Raw genomic sequence first — 24,967 nt, 5'->3', positions numbered from 1 at the left:
GTGAGCAAGGCCGTCATATCCGTTCCGTCATATCCGTTCCGTTTCTGGACGAATTGTCCGCTTGTATTTGTCAGGAATTGACGCAGAATCCCCCGCGTGAAGGGCGCGCAAACTCGGTTCTATACCCTAGACGCGATGCGTGGGGTGGCCGCGTTCCTCGTGGTTCTTTACCATGCGAACAGGTCTGTGCCGCTTGGTTACCTTGCGGTTGATCTTTTCTTCTCACTGAGCGGTTTCGTACTCTGTGCCGCGTACCTAGAGAAGCTGCATTCAGGCCTATCGTTCTGCGAATTCGCTCTTGTTCGCTTCATCCGCCTAGCCCCGCTGATGATCGCGGGCGCAGCTATCGGCTTAGCTATAAATGGCGGATCGCTATGGACCCTGCTGCTCGTTCCGACCGGCGACCTGGCCCTCTACCCGGCAAACATCCCGCTCTGGTCGCTGCTGTTTGAACTGGTCGCCAGTCTGGCCTTCGCTGCGCTTTATCGGTTCGGCAAGTCTGCTTGGCTGTTGCTGCTAAGTTTCGGCGCGGCAGGCTTCCTCGTCGGCGTCCTATCGCACGGATCTTCAGACCTTGGCTGGGGATGGCATACCCTCGCCCCCGGCCTTGCGCGCACCGCCTTTTCTTTCTGCATCGGCGTTGCTCTGTTCGCCATCTTTCGCCGGCATCCGACACGGGACGTTAGTTGGCTTTCGGTTCTCGCTATTACCGTGCCGGTCATAATCATGATCGTGCCAAGCCGTATGGCGGTCTACGATCTGGCGATTGTCGCCTTCGCATTCCCGGCAATCATCTGGCTCGGCGTCCGATACGAAGTGCCTTTCGCAAGAGCCGCCGCCTTTATCGGCGGCTCGTCCTATGCCCTTTATGCGATCCACCATCCTATCGTGCGAATGGACTTGCCGCTCTGGCTGACCATTCCCGCGACCGTCATTCTCGCGGTTCTGCTAGAGCGGTACTACGACCGCCCGATGCGGACATTGCTGACGCGATTAAGGCAGGTGCGGGCCACTGCCTCGGTTACAGCGCTGTCTGGGCATAGTGCTTGATCAGCATACTGTAAAAGCTGCCGTTCTGGTCTTCCACGCCGAAGCCGATCTGTGTGATGTTCGTAAGCCAAGCGCCGCGTGACTGAGAGAACATTGTAAAGAACGGTCCGTCTTTTGAAGCTCCGACTGCGAAGTGATGGTTTGTGCCGTCGTCTGTGAACTTCAGGAAGTAGTTCTCACCCCCCTGACCACCAGTGCCACCAGCGTAGGTGCCTCCGAAAGACGTATCGCTGTTCCAGCGTTGAATGATAGGACCACCGGCTCCCTGCAGCTCAATGCCGAACTTGATTATCCGCCCACCGAGATCGCGGATCATCATTCCCACGCCGTCACCGCCAGTATAGTCTGAGACTATCCGCAGATTGAAGACAGCGGAGAAAGGCGGGGTAGGATACGGTTTGAACCGGCATCGCAAAGCGGTTCCTACACCGCCCGCGCCGACGAAGAAACTCAGTCCATCGCCCGAATTACTTAGCGTCGTTTCCGAGCCGATATTCAGCGGTTCCGGAAAGTCGGCCAGCAACGGTGGGGACAGGACAGGGTTGGAACTACCACCGCCGCCGCCAGAGTCCGGCGCGTTGACCCAAGCCAATCCGTTGTAGCGCAGGATTTCGCCGTCCACTGGCTGCGAAATTGTTGTATCATCAAGATCGGCGAGCGAAGATGCGCCCGATCCGCCGCTGCCGAGTTCGTTCAGCGAAATGCGGTAGTTCGTGTAGGGACTGACGCCATCCCAAGCGAAGATATACTTCCCACCGTAATCTTCCGGATCGAGTTTCGGCAACGTGCGAACATCAACCATTTTTAATCGTCCTTGTAGTTACCACCCGCGTGCCATCCAATCGAGTTCGGCCACGTCATCATCGGGATTGCGCCAGCTAACCTGCGTCAACGTCTTCGAACCCTTATTCCAAGTCGGATAATTGTCTTGATCGTTGAACCCGCCATCACCCGCGCCGCCGGTAACGACCGCGTAGTTTAGCGAGGTAAACGGGACCGGGAACGTGATTGTCCCCACGCTGTTAGCGGGAGCCAGTACCGATCCCCAGGCCCAGCGTAATGGTCTCGCCGGAGCCGGTAATTACCTTCACGCTGCCGTCCTCGTAGAGATGGCATCGCCGCCGCTTTCAGCCGTAACGTCCTCGAGAACGCGCGCAGTCTTACCAGTGTTGCCCGCCACGACCGACAGCCCTGCAACCGTGTCGGTCCGCAGCTGCGCCAGTTCGCTGCGAAGATCGGCCAGCGTGTAGCGCATCTCGGCTTCCTGCGTTTCGGTCGCGCCGGATGCCCTTGACGATCTTCGTCGGCTCTTCAGCAGCGGTCTTCACAGTTTTATCGGCCATATTACGTCTCCTTGCTTTGCTCAGACCGGCTCGTTGAAGCCGACCATGAAATCCTGAGCCTTTTCGAAAGTATCGGCGGGACCGTTCACGTCCGGACCCGTTCCTGCCGCAATCACGGACACGGCATCGAAATTGGCGATGGTGCCGGTCCTCCCGGCGCAGGCATCGCGCACCAGTTTGGTCAGCGCCTTCTGGTCGTCGTAGTTCGCGGCGCGGATCGTGACCGAAACGCGCTCGCGCACGCGGACAAGAGCCTCGCGCTTCAGGGTGACGCGCTCGACTAAACTGATCGACCGAACCACCAGCGAGCGGCTGCTAACGCCGTCCGGCAAGCGCCCCGCCTTGATCATGCTCGGCGGGACGAAATCCGTGACTGCAGTGTCAGCGAGCAGCAGCGCCCCGATGATGTCGACGCCGCTCATTCTTCGTCAACCGGTATGTCGGGGCCGTTAAGCCCCGTGCTGGCGAGCTTGGCGTTGATGTAACCTTGCGCCTCGGCAATTGCTTCTGCGCCCTTCAGGTCCAGCGATGGCCGCAGGAACGGATGCGCAGCCGCGCCGGGGTGAAAGACCGTCCCGCTAACGAAATTGCCGTTGATGACGAGCGAACCGTCCTTTGTGCGCTCGTTGACCTTGCGCACGCTAAGACCCTGCCGCTGCTCGTCCGCCACGCGGATGAAGTGCGGATCGGTGCCGTATTCTTCCCAGTTGGCAATGGAGCGACCGAAACCGGGCTTCACGTCGATCGTGACGCGCACCTTGCCGTCCTTCGCCCGCGTCCGCATGCGAAGATCGTCGCGGACTTGATCGGATTGCGTGCGAAGCTTGGCTTCGTCCTTGATGACCGAACCGCCTGCCTTGGCCGCGCCGCGCAAAATCTTCGTTTCGAGCTTGTCCGGTAGGCTGGCGAAATACTGGCGGACCTGCTCGCGCCCCTTCATGGGCGCCATCAGCTGCCGCCTGCCGTGCTGTAATCTTCGGCCATAAGCTCCAGACCTTCGCGGTTGCCCAGTTCGGCAGGAGGGGAGACGATCTGCATGACGCGCTCCCCCATTACGATCCGCATGGCTGCGGTGACGTCGGTCCGGTAAAGGATGCGGATGCGAGCAGGCCGCGTGGCAATGTTGAGACCGTCTGCCAGCTTCTCGCCCCGGCTTGGCAGCATATCCTGCACATCCGCCCATACTTCGGCGATTAGCGTCCAGTTGGCCTTGCCAGCGCCGGTGAAACTCTCGTCGGCGGTATTGTTCTCGATGCGGACAAGCCGGTTCAGGGAGCCGCGCGGTAGCAGCGGCTTCATACCCGGTACGGCTTTTTCTGACGGCAGAGACGCTTGGCTGTCGCTTCCGCCTTCTGGAATACTTCGCCGCCTTCGCGGTCGGTTTCGTAAGCTGTGATCAACAGCAGCATCGCACGGCGAAAGTTGCGCGGCACGTCAGCCGGATCGGCGTAGCCTGCAGTGTAGCTGACCTCGACCATTTCTCCGTCCAGGAGGCGCGGCCAGTGCGTGCCCGATGCCGGTAAAACGCTGCCGGGACGCGACACGGCGTAGAGCCATGCGCCGTCGACAACCGTCTCACCGGTGCTGGTCAGGGTTTTCACGGCGACCGGACCGCCGACGATCGGCCAGCCCGAAAGGCGCAGACGGGTGAATGATGCGAACCGCTCGGTTATCTCGCGCGGCTCCAGCAAGTGGCCGGTGTATTCTTCGACCCAGCTAGCGGCATCGAGAATGTAATCAGCGACCAGTTCGTCCTGACTTGCGTCGGTGAACTTCAGCTGCCGCTTGGCATCGTCAAGGCTGACGGGAAGAGCCATATCAGCCTCCTATGGCAAGGCACCGGCCCGAAGGCCGGTGCTGCGCATTACTTCTTCGCTTGTTCTTTCAGGTTCTTCGCGACTGCTTCCGAACCGGACAGATCCGGGTCGTTGAAGTCGATCTTGTTCTGCTCGGCGGAAGTGCCCGCACGCGGATCGTTGTCGACGGCAGGATGATCCATATCCACGTCGGGTACGATCTGCTGGGGGGCGCCTGCGGTATCAATCGTCTCGGCAGGCTTCACGTTTTCGGCTTTCTTGGCGCTCATGGCGTTTCTCCAGATGAGGGGAAGCGAGCCGGGACAAGGTGTCCCGGCTCAATTCATTAGGCGTTCGCCGCGATCTTCAGCGCACGCATCGGTTCGGGATTGTGCACGCCGCCGCCAACGCGCTTCGTCGTGTAGAAGTGCACGAACGGCTTGTTGGTGAACGGATCGCGCAGCACGCGGATGCCGATACGGTCGACGACCAGATAGGTCGCTTCCATGTCGCCGTAGAGCGCTGCGATATTACCCGCAGCGACAAGCGGCATGTCCGGCATCTCGACGACCGGCGCACCGCCCAGCGTCTGCGGCTGACCCGAAGCGTAGCTCGGCTGCCAAAGATAGTTTTGCTGACCATCCTTGAGCTTGCGAGCCGCGCCCATTGCGAGGCGGTTGATGTAGAGCTTCGCATTGGCTGCGAACTCAGCCGGAAGATCGTACATCAGGTCGAGGAAGCCGTCGCCGGTAAAGGCAGCAGCCGCACCGCTGTTGAGCGTCTTGATGGCGCCGTAGGGGTGACGCGCCGCGTTCGCTCCGCCTTCGACATAGGTCAGAACGCCGTAAGGCTTGTTCGAACCGTCGCCGGAAAGGAAAGCGATGCCTTCCTGCCGCGCGAACTCGGTGTCGACTTCGCTCGACAGCCATTCCTCCAGGTCGACCGCGGCATCGTCCAGCAGACCCTGCGAAATAGCCGGATTTGCATAAAGCTCGCCCGGTTCGAAGGTCACCGTGCCGATCTGCGGCGTGGTCGTAGCGGGACGGCTCGCCGTCTCGCCTACCCAGCCAGAACCGACGTTGCGGTCGCTGAAGAACTTCTTGAAGCCCGCAGTCGAGATCGTGATGACGCGGCTTTCGGCGCGCATCGGCGAGACCTTCTTCAGCTTTTCGCCGATAGTACGGTCCCATTCGATCGGAGCGAGGAAGCCGCCATCGGCGTCCGTGCCCTTCTGCATCGCAGCCTGCACATCGGCGGAGACGTTGTTCTCGCCCTTGCGCATGAACTGCTTAAAGGCGGCGGTGTAAGCCGGGTCGGCCTTGATGTCGCCGATCACGGCACCGTCGCCGAGCTTCGCAGCAGCGTTGATCTTGGCCTGATCATCGATCGCGGTCTGCAGTTCGCTGAGCGCGGCATCGATCTTATTGAGCTTGTCGGTGGTGACGTAGTCTTCCGTGCCAGCCTTGATTTCGTTCAGCTGCTCGGTGTGGGTCGTCTTGAACGCTTCGAACGCGATCGCGAGATCGTCGATCGAGGCAATCTTCTTGGGCTGGGCTTCGGCGCGCACGGCAACGAGGCCCCGGCCCGTCGCGGCGGTGCCGCGCAGGGTGGTCTTCATGTTCATCGTCAATTCCTTGTTTTAGACGGTGAGGGCTTTGAGCAGACGCGAGTTATCGGCCTGCGGTTCGTTGCCAGCGCTGGGCGTGGCGGGGTCGGCAGCGTTTTGCGTGCCCATCGCGCGGTACAGGTCGCGGCGCTGCGTGCGCGGCATATCCTGTCTCGCGAGATAACGGTCGAGCGATGCCTTATCGCTCGGAAATTCATCGGCGGCGGCATAGACCGGCATCTCCGCCTCGCGCTCCATCAGCGCGTCGGCGAGGCCAATGTCGATTGCCTCCTGACCGCGGAAGAACACGTTCTTGCCTGCAATCATGCGGTCGAACTCCGCCTTCTCGCGTCCAGAGCGGGCAGCGTACGGTCAAGACGCTCTCTGGAATTGAAATCCGCTGCCGACAGAACCGCGCCGTCATAGAGCGCGCCACTTTGCTTCTATGCGATACGATAGAAGAAGCGGACGTCGGCAAAGGCAATCTCGAAACGATCCGCGATAACGCCGACAAGGCGAGTGACTTGATGCAAGTCGTCGACCGCGAACTCTCCATGATCCAGATCGAAGCGCAGTCGGCGCAGGTCGAAATCCTGCGCCGCCCGAAGACGAATTCGTTCGCTACCAGCGACGAATACATCCGGCGCGACTGGAACCACTCTTTCAGCAACTATGAAGCTGCCGCTGACGAGGACCGGATGCCCTGCTTCCGAACCTTACTGCGCACCCGCGTCCCTGATCTCGATCAGCTGCGCATCAAGGTCGAGGAGCTTCGCGAAGTCTACGGCGAAGTGTCCGCGCTACCTGCGGCCGAAATTTTCACCCAGCTTCTTGCTGACATTGACCGTCTAAATTGAGGGAGGCGAACATGCGATTTCACTACACCGGCGAATTCAGCGCAGCCTGTGAGCAGTACGACAAGGCTAGTGAAGCTTACTCTACTTTTGACGATACAGGTGACGACGCTGCCGAGCGAGAGAAGGAGTGCGGCGATGCGCTTACGCTTGCCGAAGGTCCGTTCTTCGATGCCAAGGCTTACACACCGTTCGAAGTCCTGAAGAAGCTCGATCGCGCTGCAGAGCGCGCGCGAGATGACTTCGACATTCGCGATTATTATTCACTCGATGCGATCCGATCAGATCTTGACCGGCTGAAGCGCAACGAACCCAGCCCATCCTTCGCACTCGCGTTTACCCTTTGGCGTTCGGCTGAGCAGGACCACGAAGACAAATGCCGAAACTGCGACAGCGAAAGCGACATTAGTCAGGCGAGCGAAGATCGCGCGATCAAATATCGCCAGTTGATGCAATGGCCTTGCGCTACGGCGGGGGACTTCATCGCGAAGCAGTACGTGCGCCTGCTGGGGGCGCGGGGCGGATGCAACAGCCCAGAGCAGTGTCGCAATTACACTGCAAACCCTTGGGATATCGACATCGAAATCAGCGAGGGTGAAGGCGCGTTCGATACGATCGACAAGAACACGCTCTACTACGATCTCGACAACTGCGATGTCGGTATGAACCTGCTTGCATACGGCAAGCTCGATTTTGACGCAGAGCTTTGGATGGAAGCTGCCGACCGGCTTGGCCAGAAGGTGGCGCTCCAGCAGCAAAAAGACGGTCGGTGGGATTTCTGGTTTTCGCTTGAGTACGATGACGAGGACGAAGTCTCGCCTCGTATTAACAGGGAACGGGATCGCTTGCACCGCCTGCTGGCTTGGCCCGGTGCCGAACGCCATAAGCTGGTCGCCGACGAGATGCGGCGCGAATGGCCGCAACTGGTACACGTCAATCCGATTGGAGAAGCGAAGCTTACGCTCGACGAGATTGATTACTCCGAGGAATGGACGCTGGAGCAGCTGCATGCTGCGCTTGAACCTCTGGACGCTGGGCAACGGCAGAAGGTGCGCGATGCGCTCCGCCTAACCGGTGATCTCAAGATTATAGAGGCAGGCGCGCTCGAAGCAGAAGGTCTTGTGCAATGACGGTGCCATTGCATGAGGAAGGCAGGGGGCGGAGCGTAGCCACGCTCCCTGCCGAACCATCTCTCACCGGTTTCGACTTTTCGGACCTTCAGACCTTCCGCTCCGTACCTACCGGCCAGAACTTCGACGTCGTCGCCATGCACGGCCTCGTTATCGTGTTCGACCGGCTGGCGATCCATCAGGGTTTTATAGCGGGCAAGCTCTATGTGCGCGAAAGCCAGCGACCTCACGGCGCGATGCCTTGGAGTTCATGGCTTGATACCGAGCGCCAATATGGCGACCGCGCTGGACCGACAGGTCCACTGCGGACGCGAAGAGAGGTCGTTCACTATATCTCGCATCCGGCAACAGGCGGACCGAGCCTTCGCCTGCCATGCGGACATATCGACGGACCGTATAAGGATCACGCGTTCGGGCGCGATCTGATTGGTAAGGTAATCGGCGTCTATCAGCCGGGGCGGCAGTCGTGACCGCGCGAGGCTTCAGCCGAAACGGCGAGACCCGCCGCATTGTGATCACGTTGGACAACGAAACCTTCGAGCAGGTCGCAGCCCGCGCAAAGCGGGCTCGCTCTTCCTTCGCTGAGGAAGCCCGACTGCTTATTGAATGGGGATTGGAGGCTGGGCAATGACGCAGACTACTCAAGCGCCGGACCGGTTGCTCCGGCTACCGCAGGTCATTGAGATCGTCGGTATCAGTAGATCAATGGTCTACCGGCTCATGCGCCGAGGCGATTTCCCGCAAGCATACAAGCCGGGTGGATACGCCAGCCGATGGAGTGAAGCCGAAGTCATGGCATGGCGCGAAGAGCAGAGAGGCGCATAAACATGGCCGACATTCCACTGGCTAAGGCTGTTTTCCTCTACAAGGCCGGTTTTGACGGCGAGGAACCGAAGTTTACGGTTCGGCCTCTCGGTCACGATGACTACTATAGTAGGGACTATACGTATTCGGTCGGAGCTTGTTTTCGCAGATGGCAGGAGACTGCTGAAGGCGGCAACAACGGAGAGCTACTTGCGAGGATGTTTATCGATATCTGGCATGCGGCAGCTTTTTACGAGGTGCCGATCCAGATGATCCACGAAGCGATGCTGGTAGTGCCGGAATACCGCAACATGCTGGCAGACGACTGCCTTCCGCGCGAATGGCAGTTCGAACGCAAATAAGCGGCTAAACTGCGGCCGGAATTTCTAGCGCGACTGGTTCGAGGGGAATCGCATCGGCTTGCCCAGATGTTCGGCAGCCGGAACTAGGTCGTCTGCTATAAGCTCCGCCCATTCCTCAGCTATCTCCCGCCGCCGCTTCATAAAAGCGGCGCGGTTGTAGGACGCCTCGACTTCGTTCGTCGGGACGTGCGCGAGCATTAGATCAATAATCTGCCGATCGCCTGGACGATTCGCTTCCTGCGCCCGCTCGTTCATGATCGTAGAAAATGCGGCGCGGAAGCCGTGCGGAACGTGCCGCTGGAAGTACCCGGCGCGGATAAGCAGGGCGCGGAGGGTATTCTCGGACATCGGCTTGTGAGGATGCCGATCGCTGGGGAATACGAGTTCGAGTTCGCCAGATAGCTGGCGCGCGGCTTCGATGACCGCAACGGCTTCCTTGGTAAGCGGCACGATATGATCGCCATCGCTACGCGCCTTGCGTTCGTCCGTGCCCTTCATCCGCTCTGCCGGAATGCGCCAGATCGGATCGCTGCCGCCCAGCCCTTCAAACTCGCTCCAGTGAGCCTTTCGGAGTTCGCTGGGCCTTACCGCCGTCAAAGCCAATAGACGCAGCGCCAGCTTCGTGCCTGCTCTGCACCGCTCGGCTTCGGCCTTGGCGAGCATGGCCTTCAGTTCGTCCAGATCAGTGATTGCCGGCTGCTTCGTCGCCAGCGGCTTCGGCTTCAGCGCCTTGCCCAGACTGGCCGCTGGATCGCTTTCAGCGTATCCTGCGGCAATAGCGTAGACGAATACCGAAGAGATGCGGGAGCGCAGCCTGTGCGCCGTTTCTATAGCCCCACGGTCCTCGATGTCGGATAGAAGGCGGAGCAGACGCTGAGCGCGCAGATCGGCAATAGGCACGGCCCCTATTTCGGGAAACACGTCACGCTCAAAGCTGCGCAGAATGTCAGCAGCGTGAACCTTCGACCAGCGGGACTTTTGCTTGCCATGCCATTCGCGCGCCAGCCGCTCGAAGGTTGCCTCGCTCGATTCGATGGCGCGCTGCGCATCCAGCTTCCGCTCCACGGAAGGGTCGCCGCCGCTCGCCAAAATGGCCTTCGCCGAATCACGTGCCGCTCGTGCGTCGGAAAGCGTCATTGCCGGATATGCGCCCAGCGACAGGGTCTTCTGCTTGGCTTTCACCGCTCCGGCAGGTTTGTAGGCGTAGTTCATGCGCCAGAGCCTGCCTCCAGCCGATGTCACGAACAGGTATAGCTGGCCGCTGTCAGATAGCTTGTAGGGTTTCGCTTTCGGCTTGGCCGCTTTGATCTTCGCGTCTGTCAGCATAGGTCCGATACCATAGATCAGCAGGCCCGATGCCATGCTTTATACCATGATACCATGTCGACGCTGGTAGACGACTTGAGACCAAGGCCACTGCTTTGATCGCAGCAGACCGGCAGGTTTTCAAGGTTTTGTAGACGACTTTAGACGACTGTCGAGGGTCAAATGGCGGAGAGGGTGGGATTCGAACCCACGGTACCCAGAAGGCACAACAGTTTTCGAGACTGCCCCGTTCGACCACTCCGGCACCTCTCCGCGTGAGACTGATGCAAAGGATTTCAGCGCACGAGCGCCGCATCCCGGTCTGTCGGGAGCGCGGCGGTTAGCGCAGGCCGCGCCGCTTGCCAAGCCCTATTCCGGCGCTGCGTACGCTTCGCACCGCATGTTCATCCTGACAGGGCGCCCACGCAGTTGCGCACGGGCGCGTCCACCGCCTTGCTTCGAGCGCCGCCGGGCACCATATTGCATTACATGATGAACCCCATGAACGATGACACGGAATTCTTCTCGGCTCAGGCCGGGCGCCTCATCACGGCACCGCGCCATTCGTCCACGCGATTCGCGATCGGCGACGTCGTACGGCACCGGATGTTCGACTTCCGCGGCGTTATCTTCGATATCGATCCGGTTTTTGCGAACAGCGAGGAATGGTACGAATCCATTCCGAAGGACATTCGGCCCGATCGCGACCAGCCGTTCTACCACCTGCTCGCCGAGAGCGACGATTCCAGCTATACCGCATATGTCAGCGAAAAGAACTTGCTGCCCGATGCGGATAGTGGACCTGTAGAACACCCCGATGTCAGCCAGTTGTTCGAAAATTTCGAGGCTGGGCGCTACCGTATGCGCCGCAACCTCACGCATTGATAGCGGAGCGTCGGATTAGCTTTTGATCTTCCAGCCCGATTTCAGCACCAGATAGACGATTACGGCTAAGATCAGGTTGAAGACGCCAAGCCCTATCGCGGCCTGTACGACTGCGCGCGAACCCTCGCCGATGTCGCTTTCTCCGATAAAGCCGTAGCGAAAGCCTGAGATCACGTAAAAGAATGGATTGGCGCGGCTGATCGCCTGGAAGACCCCGCTCAGGTTGTCGATGGTGTAGAATGTCCCCGACAACAAAGCGAGCGGCGCGACGATCAGGGTCGTGATGGCGGCGTTGTGATCGAACTTCTCCGCCCAGATCGATGTAAGCAATCCGAACAGCGAGAGCATTGCCGATCCCATCAGGCTGAACCAGACGATCGCCCAAAGATGCGACACGGTGAGCGTAACGTCGGGGTAGAAGTAGACCGCTACGGTCATTGCCGCGCCCACCATGACCGCACGCGTGATGCCCGCAGCGACGATGCCCGCCATTAACTCGCCGACTGAAAGAGGCGGCATCAGAAGGTCGATGATCGTTCCCTGGATCTTGCCGGCGAGCAGCGAGAAGCTGGCATTGGCGAAGGCATTCTGCATCATCGCCATGACGATCAGTCCTGGAGCGATGAAGGTTGGAAAGGGAACGCCGAGCACCTCGCGCCCCGCCCTGCCCAGCGCCACGTCGAATATTACGAGAAACAGCAGCGTCGATACCGCGGGACCCCAGATAGTCTGCGTCTGCACCTTGAGAAAGCGGCGAACCTCCTTAATATAGAGACTCCACAATCCGATGGTGTTGATCCCATGAATTACCGGCTCTCCGCGCGGCTTGAACCGCGAGGTTGCGGTAATATCCGGCATCTCGGTGCGCTGTGCTTGATTGGCCATGACCGCGCGCCTACTGGGGCGCGGCGCGGCTGGCAAGCATCGCGCTGACCTGACAGCTTGGCGGCACGGCATTCCCGACAGGACCGTACCGAAATACGATGGAAGCAGTGAATTTATGGCCTGGACCGATGAACGGATCGCGACGCTCAAGAAGATGTGGGAAGGCGGCGCTACGGCCAGCCAGATCGCGGACGAGCTCGGCGACGTCAGCCGCAATGCCGTGATCGGCAAGGCGCACCGTCTCGGGCTCAAGTCACGCCCGTCGCCCGTGAAAGCGAACGAGAAGAAAGCCAAGCCCGCTCCAAAACCGAAGACGAAGGTAGCGGCCAAGCCGGTAGCTAAACCGACGCCCGCACCCGCCGCGGCGGCACCGGAAAAGCCCGAACCGGCGGAACAGGCTCCGCCGCCGCGTCCCGCACCGAGCAACGCTCCGTCCAATCAAAGCCAGCCGATGCCGAATTCCGGCAAGGACATGCCGAAGATCGTTTCGGTCGGTCCCGGAGGGTTCCTGCGCCAAGGGCCAGGCGACCAGCAGCCTCCGATCCCGCCCGCGCCTCCGCGCCGACTTGTCCCGGCGAAACCGAGCCCGGATATCGCCGACAAGACGAGCCTGCTCGAACTCAGCGACAAGGTCTGCCGCTGGCCGATGGGACATCCGGGCGAGCCGGACTTCCATTTCTGCGGTGCAGACGTCAATCCCGGCTTTCCCTACTGCGTCGAACACTGCGGCCGGGCGTTTCAGGCACAGCTGCCGCGCGGTGCGCGCCGTCCGCCTCCGCCCTTGCCGTTTGGCGGTCCGAGAGTACGCTAACACGTACCCCGCCCCGGATCGGTTGGGACAAAAGTGCAATTTTGGGGAAGATAGGCGATGGCCGTTTCGCTTCACTACGCCGTTATACCGACTTGGCTTCAACTGCTCGGATCGGCACATAAATTGCTCGATAAGGCAGAGGCACATTGCGACAGCGATACGGCCAAGGAACGGGAACTACTCGAAACGCGGCTGGCGGACGATATGCTGCCGCTTGCTTACCAGTTCAAAAGCTGCTGGACTCACAGCAAGCTAGCGCTCGAGGCGGCTCGCTCGGGTAGTTTCTCTCCTGACATGAGCCCTTATCCGACTACCTTCGCAGCGCTGCGTGCGAAGCTGGACGAAGCTGTCTCCGCTTGCAAAGCGATCGGGGAGCAGGAGCTCGAGGATGTTGCGGAAAACGATCTGGTTTTCAGCATCGGAGAGAAGTTCCGGCTCGATTTCGCGGTTCAGGATTTTCTGCTGAGCTTTTCTACGCCCAATCTTCATTTCCACTGCGCGACTGCTTACGACATCATGCGGAAGAAGGGCTTCGATCTCGGCAAACGCGACTTCCTCGGCCGGATGCGATTGAAAGCCTGACCGCTTAGTCAGAGTTCGAGAAGGGTCTGCGCGATGCGTTTTACATCGCTTGGAATGGTCGCTTTTGCAGCGTTCGCATCATTACTGCTGCCCGCAGCGCCGGTAAACGCGGAACTGCCGCTCGAAACGCGGGAGATGATCGACGCTGCCATTGCGTCGGGCGAGCGGGAAAAAGTCGAGGCTATCGTTGCGCTCGCGCGCGAACTCCATCCCGAAGACGCAGAACTGCTGGATTGGGTACTTGCGAACTTCACCCTCAAAAACCCGCCGCAAGACGTCATTCCCGAAGAGACGCTCTCCCTGATCGAAGCTGCGAAAGAAACCGGCGAAGTCGAAGCGGTCGAAACGGTCGTTGCACTCGCGCAAAAACTGTATCCGCAGCATGCCGATACCTTGGGAACGATGGCCGTTGAGTTCGCTGCCGCGCAGCCGGTAACGAACGTGCTGCCTGAAGAGACCCAGGCCCTGATCGACGCAGCTATTGAGACGCGCAACCAGCGCCAGCTCGAGGCGATTATTGTCTTGGCGAAGAAGACCCAGCCGGAGGACGCAAGCCAGCTCGATGAGATAGCGCGCAATTTCGCCGCCGAAGAGGCTGAGCGGCAACGCGTCGCTAAACTCGCCGAAGAACAGCGCATTCGCGAAGCCAATTGGTACCGGCTTTGGAAAGGCCGCGGCGAAATCGGTGCTTCACGCTCGACCGGGAACAGCGAAAGTCTCGCGCTGACCGCCGGTCTCGACCTCAAGCGTGTCGGAATCGATTGGGAGCACGAAGTCCGCGCCATTGCCGATTACCGAACGAACAACGACCGGACGACGCGGGAGTATTTCTCGCTCGCATACGAGCCCAATTACGTCCTCAACCCGCGGACCTACGCCTTCGGACTCGCGCAGGCCGAGCGCGGCCCGTTTCAGGGCTTCGAAGCGCGCTATTCGCTGTCGGGCGGTATCGGTTACCGCGTGATCGAAAGCGACCGGTTGCAGCTTGCCGTACAGGGCGGCCCCGCATACCGGCGTTTCGTGCCCGTCGACGGACCGATCGAGAGCAATATTGCTACACTTGGAGCGGTCGACCTCGATTGGCAGCTCGCCGAGAAGGTGAAATTCGTTCACGATTCCAACGTCTATCTCCAAAGTGGGAACAGCACGTTGGTGGCCATTACCGGTCTTGAGGCGGAGATTATCGCTTCGCTATCGGCGCGGCTGTCCTACCGCATAGAATACGACACCGAGCCGCCGCCCGGCACGCTCAGCACCGATACGCTCAGCCGCTTTACACTCGTTTACGGCTTCTAGTCAGGCGGCACGTTTGCGCGCGAACCACAGGTGATGCCGCGGCCCCCTGTTGTTCGGCCGAGCCCGAACGGTCAGGTTTTCGACCTCGAACCCGGCATCCTTGAGCCGCCGCGTGAACTTTTGATCAGGCGCAGCCGACCAGACGGCCAGCACGCCCCCCTCGCTCAACGCGTCGCGCGCACGGCCAAGCCCGGTAGGCGAATAAAGGCGGTTGTTGGCCTCTCGCACCATGCTTTCTGGTCCGTTGTCTACGTCCAGTAATATGGCGTCGTAAGGGCGCGTCGTTCCGTCCATTGCATCGTCGATCAGCGCCGCGACATCGTGGAGTTCGACTGTCAGGCGCGGATCGGAAAGGCTCTCGCCGGTAAGCTCTGCCATCGGGCCCCTGGCCCATTCGAGAATTTCCGGTACGATCTCTGCAACGACGATCCGCGCATTCGGTCCGGCCTTGGCCAGCGCGGCGCGCGCAGTGAACCCTAGCCCGTAACCGCCGATCAGCACGCGCGGAGCCTCGCCCTGCACACGGTCTAGTGTCAATTCGGCGAGCTGTTCCTCGCTGAACTGCATCCGCGAACTCATCAACTCCTCGCGCCCCAGCATTACGATGAAGTCACGTCCGTGGCTGACGAGATGCAACTGCTCCTCGCCGCCCGGTACGGACGCGCTCGCCAAGGTTTCACGAGGCAGCATTCAGCCCTTCCCGCGCGTCTTGGTTTTGCCCGCCTTGGCGTTGGCGGCAATGTAATCAATGATTGTTCCGGCGACGTCCTTGCCCGTGGCATTCTCGATACCCTCCAAACCGGGCGACGAATTCACTTCCATGATGACCGGTCCGTGGTTCGAGCGGAGCATATCGACGCCGCAGACATTGAGCCCCATGTGTTTGGCCGCGCGAACCGCGGTACTGCGTTCTTCGGGCGTGATCTTGATGAGCTGTGCGCTGCCGCCCCGGTGCAGGTTGGAGCGGAAATCGTCGGGCGCACCGGTACGCTTCATGGCCGCGACGACCTTCCCGCCAACAACGAGCGCGCGAATATCCGTACCGCCTGCCTCCTTGATGAACTCCTGCACGAGTATGTTGACGTTCGCGCCGCGAAAAGCCTCGATCACCGACTTTGCGCTCGACATTGTTTCAGCAAGCACCACGCCAATCCCCTGTGTTCCCTCAAGCAGCTTGATTACGACCGGCGGACCCTTCACCGCCTTGATGATTTCTTCGGCCTGCTTGGGATCGTTGGCATAGGCCGTCAGCGGCAGGCCGAGGCCGTATTTCGCCATGATCTGCATGGACCTGAGTTTGTCGCGGCTGCGGCCGATGGCGACGCTTTCGTTGAGCGGCCAAGACCCGCGCATCTCGAACTGCCGCAGGATTGCGAGGCCGTAATTGGTGATGCTCGCGCCGATACGCGGAATGATCGCATCATAACCGGCCGCCGGTTCTCCGTTATAGAATACCTCGGGACGATGGCTCGCGATATGCACGGTGCACCGCGTCGTGTTCAGAATGTCGAGTTCGTGTCCTCGCGCTTCGGCGGCTTCTTTGAGCCGGGCGTGCGAATACAGTTTGGGATTGCGGGCAAGCATTGCGATTTTCATTGCGGGTATCTCAAGGTTTGTGCCCTTCGACGGGCTTGCGGCCCGGTGTCTGAAGCCAGGAATGGCCGGAATCGACCAGAAAACGGCGGCGGAGCGCGGACCGGCCGATCAGCATGGGAAACTTCATTCCCGAACGGTCGGCGAGCGAAAATTCGGCGCGGAATTCAACGTCGCCGATCTTGAGCGGCGTCTTGACCACTAGCCTGCGCTGGGTCTCGCCGTTCGAGCTCGTGATGCCGCGCCAGTCGACATGGACCGCTTCGCAAATTTGCCGCACTTTGCTGTCGGGAAAATCGACGACGAAACGCACATACTGCTCGCCCTCGCGCTCGAAGGTTTCGATGACCTCGGCGTCGAGCGAGGAGGTACGCGCTCCGCTGTCGATCTTGGCCGGAATGCGCGACAATCCGAGTTCGGGCAGTTGCACCATCTCGCGCCAACCGATCGTGGTTAGTGGCTTCTTCGGAATCGCAAACTCTCCCGATATCATTCGCTGCAGCGATTTGCCCTGTTAGCGGCGAAAAGAAAAGGCCGCCTGGATTTCTCCGGCGGCCCCTTCCGACTTGCTGGCTCTATCCCGTCAGTCCTTCAGGAAGTCGGGAACGTGGCCGCCCCCGTTGCTGCCGCCGTCACTGTCGCCGCCGCCGCGCCGACCGCCACGGTCGCCGCCCCGGCCCCGGCCGCCGCCACGCGGACCACGCCGGTCGCCGCCGCGATCACCGCGGTCGCCGCGCGGGCCGCCGCCTTCGCGCTTCTCGCGCGGAGGACGCGTGTCTTCGAGTTCCTCGCCGGTTTCCTGATCAACGACCCGCATCGACAGGCGGACCTTGCCGCGGTTGTCGATCTCGAGCACCTTGACCTTAACTTCCTGACCTTCGGAGACGACATCGGTCGGCTTCTCGACCCGCTCGTCCTTCATTTCGCTGACGTGGACGAGACCGTCCTTGCCGCCCATGAAGTTCACGAACGCACCGAAATCGACGATGTTGACGACCTTGCCGGTGTAGATCTTGCCGACTTCCGCTTCCTCGACGATGCCTTCGATCCACTTTCTTGCGGCTTCGATCTGGCTGTTGTCGGAGGAGGAGATCTTGATCACGCCTTCGTCGTCGATGTCGACCTTCGCGCCGGTTTCGGCGACGATCTCGCGGATCACCTTGCCGCCCGTGCCGATGACGTCGCGGATCTTCGACTTGTCGATCTGCATCGTCTCGATACGCGGTGCGTGCTCGCTGACTTCGGTCCGGGCGCTGCCCAGAGCCTTCGTCATTTCGCCGAGGATGTGCGAACGGCCGGCCTTCGCCTGCTCGAGCGCGGTTTCCATGATTTCGCGCGTGATGCCGGCGACCTTGATGTCCATCTGGAGCGAGGTGATACCCTTCTCCGAACCGGCCACCTTGAAGTCCATGTCGCCGAGGTGATCTTCATCGCCCAAAATGTCGGACAGGACGGTGAAGTCGTCGCCTTCGAGGATCAGACCCATCGCGATGCCCGAAACCGGACGCTCGATCGGAACGCCGGCATCCATCATGGACAGGCATCCGCCGCAGACCGTCGCCATCGAGGACGAGCCGTTGGACTCGGTGATGTCGCTCAGCACGCGGATCGTGTACGGGAAGTCTTCGTGCTTGGGCAGAACCGGGTGCAGCGCGCGCCAGGCGAGCTTGCCGTGGCCGGTTTCGCGGCGGCTGGTGAAGCCGAAGCGGCCCACTTCGCCGACCGAGTAGGGCGGGAAGTTATAGTGCAGCATGAAGTGGTTGTACGACAGACCTTCCAGCCCATCGATCATCTGCTCTGCATCCTTCGTGCCGAGCGTCGTGGTGCAGATCGCCTGCGTTTCGCCGCGCGTGAACAGTGCGGACCCGTGCGTGCGGGGCAGGAGGCCGACCATCGCCTCGATCGGGCGGACCTGGTCGGTCTTGCGGCCGTCGATGCGCTGGCCGTCCTTCAGGATCGCCTTGCGCACGATGTCGCTTTCGAGCTTCTTCACCAGCTTCAGGCGGCCCATGTATTCGGCCGGGTCGCTTTCTTCCAGGTCCTTATAATGCTCGCGCGCCTTGGTGCGCGCTGCGTTGACGGCATCCTGCCGGTCGCCCTTGTCGGTGATCTTGTAGGCAGCGGCCAGATCGTCGCCAATGACGCCGCGCAGCTCTTCGAGCTTCGCCGACTTGTCTTCGACCGGAGCGAGTTCCCACGGATCCTTTGCGGCCTGTTCGGCCAGATCAATGATCGCACCGATGACCTTGCGGCTTTCCTCGTGCGCGAACATGACGGCGCCGAGCATTTCCTCTTCGGTCAGTTCCTTCGCTTCGGATTCGACCATCATCACCGCGTCCTGCGTCGCAGCGACGACGAGGTCGAGGCGGCCTTCATCGTCGAGGCAGCTTTCGAGGCTCGGGTTGAGCTCGTATTCGCCGTTGCGGAAGCCGACGCGCGCTGCGCCGATCGGGCCCATGAACGGGAGGCCGCTGATGGTCAGAGCCGCGGATGCAGCAATCATCGCAACGATATCGGGTTCGGTCTCACCGTCGTAGGAAAGAACCTGCGCGATGACGTTGATTTCGTTGTAAAAGCCTTCCGGGAAGAGCGGCCGCACCGGACGGTCGATCAGGCGGGAAGTCAGTGTTTCCTTCTCCGTCGCGCGGCCTTCGCGCTTGAAGAAGCCGCCGGGGATACGGCCCGCAGCGGAGAATTTTTCCTGGTAGTGCACGGTCAGCGGGAAGAAGTCCTGCCCTTCCTTGACGCTGCGTGCGGCGGTCACGGCGCACAGCACCACGGTTTCGCCGTAAGTTGCCAGAACGGCGCCGTCTGTCTGACGGGCGATCTGGCCGGTTTCGAGGGTGAGGGTCTTTCCGCCCCACTCGATCGATACGCTTTTCTTGTCGAACATGTATTTTCCTTCATGAACCCGCGCCGCCTTATTGCGATGCGGGGCCTACATTTCCGAGCTACCCGGCTCGGTCCGGTGCGGGGCTATTTGCGCCCCAAGGCCATACCGCCGGATGCGGGATGCGCCCCATAAGCGAAGGGCGGCCCGTTTGTGGGAGCCGCCCTCGCGAAACTCTTATTTACGAAGACCCAGCTTCTGGATCAGCGCGTTGTACCGCTCCACATCCATCTTCTTGAGATAGGCGAGCAGGCTGCGGCGCTTGTTCACCATCATCAGCAGGCCGCGGCGGGAATGGTTATCCTTGTGGTGGCCCTTGAAGTGATCGGTGAGGTTGCGAATACGCTCGGTCAGAATGGCGACCTGTACTTCGGGAGAGCCCGTATCGCCGTCGTTCTGTGCGTGTTCCTTGATCAGTTCCTGCTTCTTTTCAGCAGTAATCGACATATTCTTTACTCCGCGACATCGGGAAGATTGAACCCCCGCACGACCTTGGCCGCGCCCCCTTCAAGCTGAACCAGTGCCACCGGTACCTCGCGGTGCATGGCGCAGTAGAGCCCTTCGGGATGGGGCTGTCCGGTGACGACGCGCCCCTGGCGGAGCGCTGCTGCCTGTTCGGACGTGAGGGATAGAGCCGGGATGTCGTCCAGCCCTGCCTCCAGCGGCAGTATGATGTCGTCCAGTGGCGCGCCCTTACCGATGGCATTGAGTTTGTCCAGCGAAATCGCTTGAGCCTCGGTGAAGGGACCGGCCTTGGTTCGCCTTAGATAGGTAACGTGCCCCACCGTTCCAAGGGCATGCGCGATGTCCCGTGCCAGACTGCGGATGTACGTCCCCTTGGATACACGCGCGATCAGGGTCACGCTGTCTGCCAGTTCGAGCGGCGCTTGCGGATCGTACGGGTCAGGCCGGCCGAGCGTGGTCTGGAAGGTTGAGTGAAGGCCTTCCACCCCGCCCGCTCCGTCCTTGCCGAGCATCGCGAGGTCATGGATGGTCACGCGCCGCGTCTTCAACTCGACGTCCTCCCCTGCCCGCGCAAGGTCATAGGCGCGCTTGCCGCCGACCTTAAGCGCGGAGTATTTTGGCGGAAGCTGGTCGATCTCGCCGGTGAACTGTTCGCACACCGCCGCAATCGCCACGCGCGGCGGGCGGCGATCCGAGCGGGCGACGACCGCGCCTTCGGTATCGAGCGTTTCGGTTTCCTCGCCGAACTGGACCGTGAACGCGTAGATCTTGTCGGAATCGAGCATTCGGCCTGCCAGCTTCGTCGCTTCGCCCAGCGCGACCGGCAGCACCCCTTCCGCCAGCGGATCAAGCGTGCCGCCGTGTCCGACTTTCGCCTTCGCATAGCCCGCCTCGCGCAGGTTCCGCTTCACGGCGGCCACGGCCTGCGTCGAGCCTAACCCCTGCGGTTTGTCGAGAATGATCCAGCCGGATGGCGCAGGTTTTTTAGTGTCGTTCACACGGTGCCTCTAGCCAAAGGCGCGCGCTACGGCCAATCGTCTTCGCGAATGGCGGCACAATACGATCTTCTCGTCATCGGAGGCGGTATCAACGGAGCCGGCATCGCGCGCGACGCGGCAGGGCGCGGCCTGTCGGTGCTGCTGTGCGAGAAAGACGATCTGGCGCAGCATACGTCCTCTTCCAGCACGAAGCTGGTGCATGGCGGGCTGCGGTATCTCGAACATTACGAGTTCCGGCTCGTGCGCGAGGCTTTGATCGAGCGCGAGGTGCTGCTGGGCATGGCGCCGCACATCATCTGGCCGCTGCGCTTCGTGCTGCCGCATGACGAAGGACTGCGGCCTGCGTGGATGCTGCGTGCCGGACTGTTCCTGTACGACAATCTCGGCGGGCGCAAGCTGCTGCCCGGTACCGAGAGCGTCGATCTGACGAGGCCGCCACACCGCGACATTCTGGAAGACCGGCTGAAGCGCGGCTTCGCCTATTCCGATTGCTGGGTCGAAGATTCGCGCCTCGTCGTGCTGAACGCGATGGACGCGCGCGAACGCGGAGCGGATATTCGTACGCGGACCGAAGTTGTTTCGCTGACCCGCGGTGCGAGTTCATGGACTGCGGTTTTGCAGGACAGCGCGGGCAATCAGGAGGTTAGCGCGCGCGCCGTCGTGAACGCCGCCGGTCCGTGGGTCGACAACGTGCTTTCTAGCGCCATTCCCGGCAAGGAGCATCGCAACCTGCGCCTCGTCAAAGGCAGCCATCTGATCGTGCCGCGCCTGTACGACGGCGAGCACGCCTATATTTTCCAAAACGGCGACGGACGCGTGCTGTTCGCCGTGCCCTACGAATACGACTACACCCTGCTCGGCACGACCGACGAGCGGTTCGAGGGCGATCCGAACGACATCGCCATTTCGGACCATGAAGCACGCTACATCTGCGATGCCATGAACGAATATCTGAAGGTCGATATTACGCCCGGCGACGCAGTCTCCTCCTATGCAGGGGTACGGCCGCTCTACGAGGACAATTCGTCGAGCGATTCCACGGTCACCCGCGACTACGTCTTCGAGCTCGACCGGGAAGGCGGCGCGCCGATCCTGTCGATCTTCGGCGGGAAGATCACGACGTTCCGCAAACTGGCCGAACATGCGCTCGAACGGCTTGCAGAGGTCGGACTGAAAGGCAGGTCCGCGTGGACCAGCACCGCGCCCCTCCCCGGCGGCGCATTCGCTGCGGACGGCGTAGCCCGGTTTCGCGCCGAACTCGGCAAACGGTATCCCTGGTTTCCGGCTCGAGGATTGACGCGATTGATGCGCGCCTACGGAACGGAGGTCTTCGACATTCTTGGCAATGCGACGAGCCCCGCTGATTTGGGCCACCACTTTGGCAGCGACTTCTACGAAGCCGAAGTCCGCTATCTTCGCGAGCAGGAGTTCGCGGTCACCGCAGAGGATACACTGTGGCGGCGCAGCAAGCTCGGCCTGCACTTGAGCGCTGTAGAGCAGCAGGCAGTTGCCGACTGGCTGGAGCAGACCCTCGCCTAGCCAGCAATCGATCCGGCAATACCCATGAAGAAGCTTTCCAGCCACAGAACGGGCGGCAGGATCGTGTTCTCGATCACGCCCCATTCCGGCGCAAACCACGTCACCGCGACGAGCGCGAAAAACAGGACCATCCCGAACGGGCGAAGCTTTTCATACTTTCTGGCGAGCGAGGGCGGGAGCAAGCCTTCGACGATGTGAGACCCGTCGAAAGGCGGAATCGGCAGGAGGTTGAACAGGCCGATGAAGATGTTGATGAGGATGAAGAACTGCAGGCCGGTCGACAGGTAAACGCTCACCGTATCAGTATCGGCGCTGAAGCTCCGCAACACAAAACCGAGAAGAACGGAAGCGGCGAGCGCCATTACGAAATTGATGCCCGGCCCCGCGGCCGCCACGAGCACCATCCCGAAGCGCGGATTGCGCAGCCGTTCCTTGATCACGGGCACAGGTTTCGCCCAGCCAAAGACCGGACCTTTTGCCAGCGCGAGCAAGCCGGGCACCAGTAGTGTGCCCACGGGATCGACGTGCCGGATCGGATTAAGTGTCAGCCGCCGCCGCTCCTTCGCTGTTGGATCGCCGAGAGCCAGCGCGGTCCAGCCATGCGCGACTTCGTGAAAGACGATCGCGACGATGAGGCAGGGAATGAGAATGAGCGCGAGGCTCAGCGTGTCTGTCATGCCCACTATATAGGGCGCGCCATGGTCCGCGCCAGTGAAGTCGCAACTAGCGGTAGCCTTCACCGCGCAGAGCGGCGCTGAAGTGCTTGCGGCACAGCGCAAGATAGCGCTCTTCTCCGCCAATCTCCGTCTGCGCGCCTTCGCTGACGGGCTGACCCGAAGCGTCAATCCTCAGGTTCATGCTCGCCTTCCGGCCGCAGTGGCATACGGCTTTGAGTTCGATCAGTGCATCGGCAATTCCGAGCAGTGCGGCGGAACCGGGGAAGAGCTCGCCTTGAAAATCCGTCCTCAGGCCGTAGCAGAGCACCGGTATGTCCTGACGGTCGGCAAGCTCCGCACATTGCCAGACCTGCTCTTGCGTCAGGAATTGCGCCTCGTCGATCAGCACGCAGGCGAGCGGTCCGCGCGCATGCTCTTCAGTTACGAACTTGACGATGTCGGTGTCGGCAGTGAATCGGTGCGCGTCGCTGGCGAGCCCGATCCGCGAAGAAATCGCACCGAAGCCGGGCCGGTCGTCGATCGCGGCAGTCCACAGCATCACCGCCATGCCGCGCTCCTTGTAGTTGAAGGTGGCTTGCAGCAGCGTGGAACTCTTGCCGGCATTCATGCTGGCGTAGTAGAAATAGAGCTTGGCCATGGGCGGTTGCTACCGCGCGCCGGCCGGTCAGTCGAGCGTCACCCGGCTGTCGCTGTCGAACTGAGGCGGCGTTTCCGAACGGCGGATGGACACGATGCCGCAGATGCGGTGGTAGCGCGGAAAGATCACGTTCGTGAGCTTATCGATGCGCCCGGCCGGACCGGTGGTATCGAATGCGATCTGGCGTCCGAGATACTCTCCTCCGATACAACCCTCGTTCGTTTCGATCCGGTACCATCGCAGCGTACCGTCGCGGACGAACACGACGTCGCCGTTACCGAAAACAAACTCTTCCACTCCTGTGCGGATGACCGTCTCTTCTTCGTCGACGCCAGGCAGGGGCTGCGAAGCGAGAGTAGAAGGCAGGCAGAACGCGGCAAGCGCTGTTAGAACCAAGTTTCGGAAGGTCACAAGCATCTCCATGAGTGGCTCAGACTAAACAAGATCTGCCGTGAACAAAGGTTGAACTGTAAAAAGCGTCAATCGTCTTGATCGAGGTCTCTCGCGACTTTCGGATCGCGCAAAAGCTTCTCAATCCGCTCCGCCTCGTCGAAACTTTCGTCGCCGCGAAACTTCAGCTTCGGCGCAAACTTGAGGCCCAGCCGCTTGGCGACCTCACGTTGCAGATATGCCGTATTCTGCCGCAGCGCCTTTACGACGGCATCCTCTTCCGCACCTAGCAGCGGCTTCACATAGGCCGTTGCATGGCGCAAATCAGGAGTGAGACGCACTTCGGTGACCGAGATATTCGCTGCGCTGACAGTTTCGTCGTGCACGTCCTGACGCGCGAGCAGTTCGGACAAGATATGCCGAACGCGCTCGCCAACCTTCAGCATTCGGACCGAATGCTGTTCCGCCGAATATTGCTGTCTAGCCACCCGCTGCCTCCAGCGTGTCCATCTTCGCCAAAATTCTTCTCATGGACCTTATATTGCGGGCCGTGCCGCCAAATCCAAGGCGTTTGGCGATAAAGCCGTTCGTCAGGGGGCTACGTCCCACCCCGTTGTTGTAATCGATATGAAGCGCGTTCGTACCGAGCGCGAGGCGCTCGGGCCCGCGCCCTTCATAATCTTTCAAGAGTTGCGCGAAGTCCTCTTCCGACGGTTGACCCGCGAAAAATAGGGTATGCACCTGCTTGTCCGCACCGTCCTGCGTGCGGTCGGTGAAGGGATTCTCCGCCAACGCTTGCGCAAGCTGATCGCGGGTCAGGACGACGACTTCGCTCGCGATCTCAAACTCCTCCCGGATGATCCAGGCAATCTTCTCACCTAGTCCTTCCGGAGGCGTTTCCTCATGCCGGAACAGGATATTGCCGCTTGCCGCGACCGTTTCGATGTCTGCGAAATCTTCACGCTCCAACGCCTCGCGCAGATCGACCATCAGCAGGCGGTTGCCGCCTACGTTGATCGATCCGAGCAAGGCGAGATAGAGATTCACCGGACTACGAAAACTTTACCCG

General features: G+C 60.8%; 34 protein-coding genes and 1 tRNA gene. 11 read left to right on the top strand and 24 right to left on the bottom strand.

Annotated features, from left to right (window positions below):
* The first annotated feature begins 96 nt into the window (after positions 1 to 96).
* Complete coding sequence (locus tag HUV48_RS00465) at positions 97 to 1,050, top strand: acyltransferase family protein (protein ID WP_217906642.1); 954 nt, start codon at positions 97 to 99, stop codon at positions 1,048 to 1,050.
* Here HUV48_RS00465 and HUV48_RS00460 read toward each other — a convergent pair.
* The 10 genes from HUV48_RS00460 to HUV48_RS00415 form a co-directional block, all read right to left on the bottom strand.
* Entirely contained in the window at positions 1,022 to 1,852 is an 831-nt protein-coding gene (locus HUV48_RS00460) for a hypothetical protein (RefSeq protein WP_176265819.1), read from the bottom strand. The two genes, HUV48_RS00465 and HUV48_RS00460, sit on opposite strands and share 29 nt — an antisense overlap.
* 18 nt (positions 1,853 to 1,870) lie before the next feature.
* On the bottom strand, positions 1,871 to 2,086 hold the full coding sequence (locus HUV48_RS00455) for a gp53-like domain-containing protein (RefSeq protein ID WP_439822689.1): 216 nt from the start codon (positions 2,084 to 2,086) through the stop codon (positions 1,871 to 1,873).
* A gap of 51 nt (positions 2,087 to 2,137) precedes the next feature.
* Positions 2,138 to 2,305 (bottom strand): hypothetical protein, encoded by a 168-nt coding sequence (locus HUV48_RS00450; RefSeq protein WP_176265817.1) that lies wholly within the window; start codon positions 2,303 to 2,305, stop codon positions 2,138 to 2,140.
* A 108-nt stretch (positions 2,306 to 2,413) separates the two neighbouring features.
* Entirely contained in the window at positions 2,414 to 2,815 is a 402-nt protein-coding gene (gp17, locus tag HUV48_RS00445; RefSeq protein WP_176265816.1) for a tail completion protein gp17, read from the bottom strand.
* Positions 2,812 to 3,342, bottom strand: coding sequence for an HK97-gp10 family putative phage morphogenesis protein (locus HUV48_RS00440; protein WP_225871465.1), 531 nt, complete (start codon positions 3,340 to 3,342; stop codon positions 2,812 to 2,814). Before HUV48_RS00440 ends, gp17 begins: the two co-directional genes overlap by 4 nt.
* Complete coding sequence (locus HUV48_RS00435; protein WP_176265815.1) at positions 3,342 to 3,692, bottom strand: head-tail adaptor protein; 351 nt, start codon at positions 3,690 to 3,692, stop codon at positions 3,342 to 3,344. The genes HUV48_RS00440 and HUV48_RS00435 overlap by 1 nt, the downstream gene beginning before the upstream one ends.
* Entirely contained in the window at positions 3,689 to 4,210 is a 522-nt protein-coding gene (locus tag HUV48_RS00430) for a phage head-tail connector protein (RefSeq protein ID WP_176265814.1), read from the bottom strand. Before HUV48_RS00430 ends, HUV48_RS00435 begins: the two co-directional genes overlap by 4 nt.
* Before the next feature lie 47 nt (positions 4,211 to 4,257).
* Complete coding sequence (locus tag HUV48_RS00425) at positions 4,258 to 4,479, bottom strand: hypothetical protein (RefSeq protein WP_176265813.1); 222 nt, start codon at positions 4,477 to 4,479, stop codon at positions 4,258 to 4,260.
* A 56-nt stretch (positions 4,480 to 4,535) separates the two neighbouring features.
* On the bottom strand, positions 4,536 to 5,813 hold the full coding sequence (locus HUV48_RS00420) for a phage major capsid protein (protein WP_217906641.1): 1,278 nt from the start codon (positions 5,811 to 5,813) through the stop codon (positions 4,536 to 4,538).
* Between the two features lie 15 nt (positions 5,814 to 5,828).
* Positions 5,829 to 6,122 (bottom strand): hypothetical protein, encoded by a 294-nt coding sequence (locus HUV48_RS00415; protein ID WP_176265812.1) that lies wholly within the window; start codon positions 6,120 to 6,122, stop codon positions 5,829 to 5,831.
* Between the two features lie 110 nt (positions 6,123 to 6,232).
* Here HUV48_RS00415 and HUV48_RS00410 point away from each other — a divergent pair, with 110 nt between their 5' ends.
* The 5 genes from HUV48_RS00410 (at position 6,233) to HUV48_RS00390 (ending at position 8,945) form a co-directional block, all read left to right on the top strand.
* Positions 6,233 to 6,652, top strand: a complete 420-nt coding sequence (locus tag HUV48_RS00410; RefSeq protein ID WP_176265811.1) for a hypothetical protein — start codon at positions 6,233 to 6,235, stop codon at positions 6,650 to 6,652.
* A gap of 11 nt (positions 6,653 to 6,663) precedes the next feature.
* A complete protein-coding gene (locus tag HUV48_RS00405) occupies positions 6,664 to 7,779 on the top strand; it encodes a hypothetical protein (RefSeq protein WP_176265810.1) in 1,116 nt (371 codons plus the stop codon).
* On the top strand, positions 7,776 to 8,249 hold the full coding sequence (locus HUV48_RS00400; RefSeq protein ID WP_176265809.1) for a hypothetical protein: 474 nt from the start codon (positions 7,776 to 7,778) through the stop codon (positions 8,247 to 8,249). Before HUV48_RS00405 ends, HUV48_RS00400 begins: the two co-directional genes overlap by 4 nt.
* Before the next feature lie 136 nt (positions 8,250 to 8,385).
* Positions 8,386 to 8,604: a helix-turn-helix transcriptional regulator gene (locus HUV48_RS00395; protein WP_318656021.1), complete on the top strand. Its 219-nt coding sequence runs from the start codon at positions 8,386 to 8,388 to the stop codon at positions 8,602 to 8,604.
* 2 nt (positions 8,605 to 8,606) lie between these two features.
* Positions 8,607 to 8,945 (top strand): hypothetical protein, encoded by a 339-nt coding sequence (locus HUV48_RS00390; protein ID WP_176265807.1) that lies wholly within the window; start codon positions 8,607 to 8,609, stop codon positions 8,943 to 8,945.
* A 24-nt stretch (positions 8,946 to 8,969) separates the two neighbouring features.
* On the opposite strand, the gene HUV48_RS00385 is transcribed toward HUV48_RS00390, so the two are convergent.
* Both HUV48_RS00385 and HUV48_RS00380 read right to left on the bottom strand, forming a co-directional pair.
* Complete coding sequence (locus tag HUV48_RS00385) at positions 8,970 to 10,307, bottom strand: tyrosine-type recombinase/integrase (RefSeq protein WP_225871464.1); 1,338 nt, start codon at positions 10,305 to 10,307, stop codon at positions 8,970 to 8,972.
* Between the two features lie 127 nt (positions 10,308 to 10,434).
* Positions 10,435 to 10,523, bottom strand: a tRNA-Ser gene (locus HUV48_RS00380).
* Positions 10,524 to 10,751: 228 nt separating this feature from the next.
* Here HUV48_RS00380 and hspQ point away from each other — a divergent pair.
* Entirely contained in the window at positions 10,752 to 11,135 is a 384-nt protein-coding gene (gene hspQ, locus HUV48_RS00375; protein ID WP_176265806.1) for a heat shock protein HspQ, read from the top strand.
* Positions 11,136 to 11,150: 15 nt separating this feature from the next.
* Here hspQ and HUV48_RS00370 read toward each other — a convergent pair whose 3' ends face one another.
* Positions 11,151 to 12,020 carry an ABC transporter permease gene (locus HUV48_RS00370; protein WP_176265805.1) on the bottom strand — a complete coding sequence of 290 codons (870 nt, stop codon included), beginning with the start codon at positions 12,018 to 12,020 and terminating at the stop codon, positions 11,151 to 11,153.
* Positions 12,021 to 12,135: 115 nt separating this feature from the next.
* On the opposite strand from HUV48_RS00370, the gene HUV48_RS00365 reads away from it, so the two are divergent.
* From HUV48_RS00365 to HUV48_RS00355, 3 genes are read left to right on the top strand one after another with little or no spacing between them, the layout of a single operon-like run.
* Positions 12,136 to 12,831 (top strand): GcrA family cell cycle regulator, encoded by a 696-nt coding sequence (locus HUV48_RS00365; RefSeq protein WP_176266634.1) that lies wholly within the window; start codon positions 12,136 to 12,138, stop codon positions 12,829 to 12,831.
* 57 nt (positions 12,832 to 12,888) lie between these two features.
* Positions 12,889 to 13,413: a DUF1993 domain-containing protein gene (locus HUV48_RS00360; protein WP_176265804.1), complete on the top strand. Its 525-nt coding sequence runs from the start codon at positions 12,889 to 12,891 to the stop codon at positions 13,411 to 13,413.
* 33 nt (positions 13,414 to 13,446) lie between these two features.
* Positions 13,447 to 14,709, top strand: coding sequence for a DUF481 domain-containing protein (locus tag HUV48_RS00355; protein ID WP_176265803.1), 1,263 nt, complete (start codon positions 13,447 to 13,449; stop codon positions 14,707 to 14,709).
* Here the strand turns inward: HUV48_RS00355 and HUV48_RS00350 are convergent, their stop codons facing one another.
* From HUV48_RS00350 to truB, 6 genes are all read right to left on the bottom strand, one after another.
* The gene (locus HUV48_RS00350) at positions 14,710 to 15,399 is read right to left on the bottom strand and encodes a spermidine synthase family protein (protein WP_176265802.1); all 690 of its coding nucleotides are present in this window, start codon (positions 15,397 to 15,399) and stop codon (positions 14,710 to 14,712) included.
* Positions 15,400 to 16,305 carry a 30S ribosomal protein S6--L-glutamate ligase gene (gene rimK, locus HUV48_RS00345; RefSeq protein ID WP_176265801.1) on the bottom strand — a complete coding sequence of 302 codons (906 nt, stop codon included), beginning with the start codon at positions 16,303 to 16,305 and terminating at the stop codon, positions 15,400 to 15,402.
* Between the two features lie 10 nt (positions 16,306 to 16,315).
* Complete coding sequence (locus HUV48_RS00340; protein WP_176265800.1) at positions 16,316 to 16,795, bottom strand: ATP-dependent zinc protease family protein; 480 nt, start codon at positions 16,793 to 16,795, stop codon at positions 16,316 to 16,318.
* A gap of 90 nt (positions 16,796 to 16,885) precedes the next feature.
* Positions 16,886 to 19,195, bottom strand: coding sequence for a polyribonucleotide nucleotidyltransferase (gene pnp / locus HUV48_RS00335; protein ID WP_176265799.1), 2,310 nt, complete (start codon positions 19,193 to 19,195; stop codon positions 16,886 to 16,888).
* A gap of 174 nt (positions 19,196 to 19,369) precedes the next feature.
* Entirely contained in the window at positions 19,370 to 19,639 is a 270-nt protein-coding gene (gene rpsO, locus HUV48_RS00330) for a 30S ribosomal protein S15 (RefSeq protein WP_176265798.1), read from the bottom strand.
* 5 nt (positions 19,640 to 19,644) lie between these two features.
* A complete protein-coding gene (truB, locus tag HUV48_RS00325; RefSeq protein WP_176265797.1) occupies positions 19,645 to 20,655 on the bottom strand; it encodes a tRNA pseudouridine(55) synthase TruB in 1,011 nt (336 codons plus the stop codon).
* 48 nt (positions 20,656 to 20,703) lie between these two features.
* On the opposite strand from truB, the gene glpD reads away from it, so the two are divergent.
* Positions 20,704 to 22,194 carry a glycerol-3-phosphate dehydrogenase gene (gene glpD / locus HUV48_RS00320; protein ID WP_176265796.1) on the top strand — a complete coding sequence of 497 codons (1,491 nt, stop codon included), beginning with the start codon at positions 20,704 to 20,706 and terminating at the stop codon, positions 22,192 to 22,194.
* On the opposite strand, the gene HUV48_RS00315 is transcribed toward glpD, so the two are convergent.
* The 5 genes from HUV48_RS00315 to HUV48_RS00295 form a co-directional block, all read right to left on the bottom strand.
* Complete coding sequence (locus HUV48_RS00315) at positions 22,191 to 22,871, bottom strand: site-2 protease family protein (protein WP_176265795.1); 681 nt, start codon at positions 22,869 to 22,871, stop codon at positions 22,191 to 22,193. The genes glpD and HUV48_RS00315 overlap by 4 nt on opposite strands.
* Positions 22,872 to 22,917: 46 nt before the next feature.
* A complete protein-coding gene (locus tag HUV48_RS00310) occupies positions 22,918 to 23,508 on the bottom strand; it encodes a thymidine kinase (RefSeq protein ID WP_176265794.1) in 591 nt (196 codons plus the stop codon).
* A gap of 27 nt (positions 23,509 to 23,535) precedes the next feature.
* Entirely contained in the window at positions 23,536 to 23,919 is a 384-nt protein-coding gene (locus tag HUV48_RS00305; RefSeq protein ID WP_217906640.1) for a hypothetical protein, read from the bottom strand.
* A 68-nt stretch (positions 23,920 to 23,987) separates the two neighbouring features.
* Positions 23,988 to 24,386 carry a 30S ribosome-binding factor RbfA gene (gene rbfA / locus HUV48_RS00300; RefSeq protein WP_176265792.1) on the bottom strand — a complete coding sequence of 133 codons (399 nt, stop codon included), beginning with the start codon at positions 24,384 to 24,386 and terminating at the stop codon, positions 23,988 to 23,990.
* A complete protein-coding gene (locus HUV48_RS00295) occupies positions 24,379 to 24,945 on the bottom strand; it encodes a DUF1697 domain-containing protein (RefSeq protein WP_176265791.1) in 567 nt (188 codons plus the stop codon). Before HUV48_RS00295 ends, rbfA begins: the two co-directional genes overlap by 8 nt.
* Positions 24,946 to 24,967 lie beyond the last annotated feature (22 nt).

The organism is Qipengyuania atrilutea (assembly GCF_013370205.1).
GTDB classification, from domain to species: Bacteria; Pseudomonadota; Alphaproteobacteria; order Sphingomonadales; family Sphingomonadaceae; genus Actirhodobacter; species Actirhodobacter atriluteus.
Note: the sequence above shows the minus strand (reverse complement) of the source record. Positions and strands in the feature narration are given on the sequence as shown.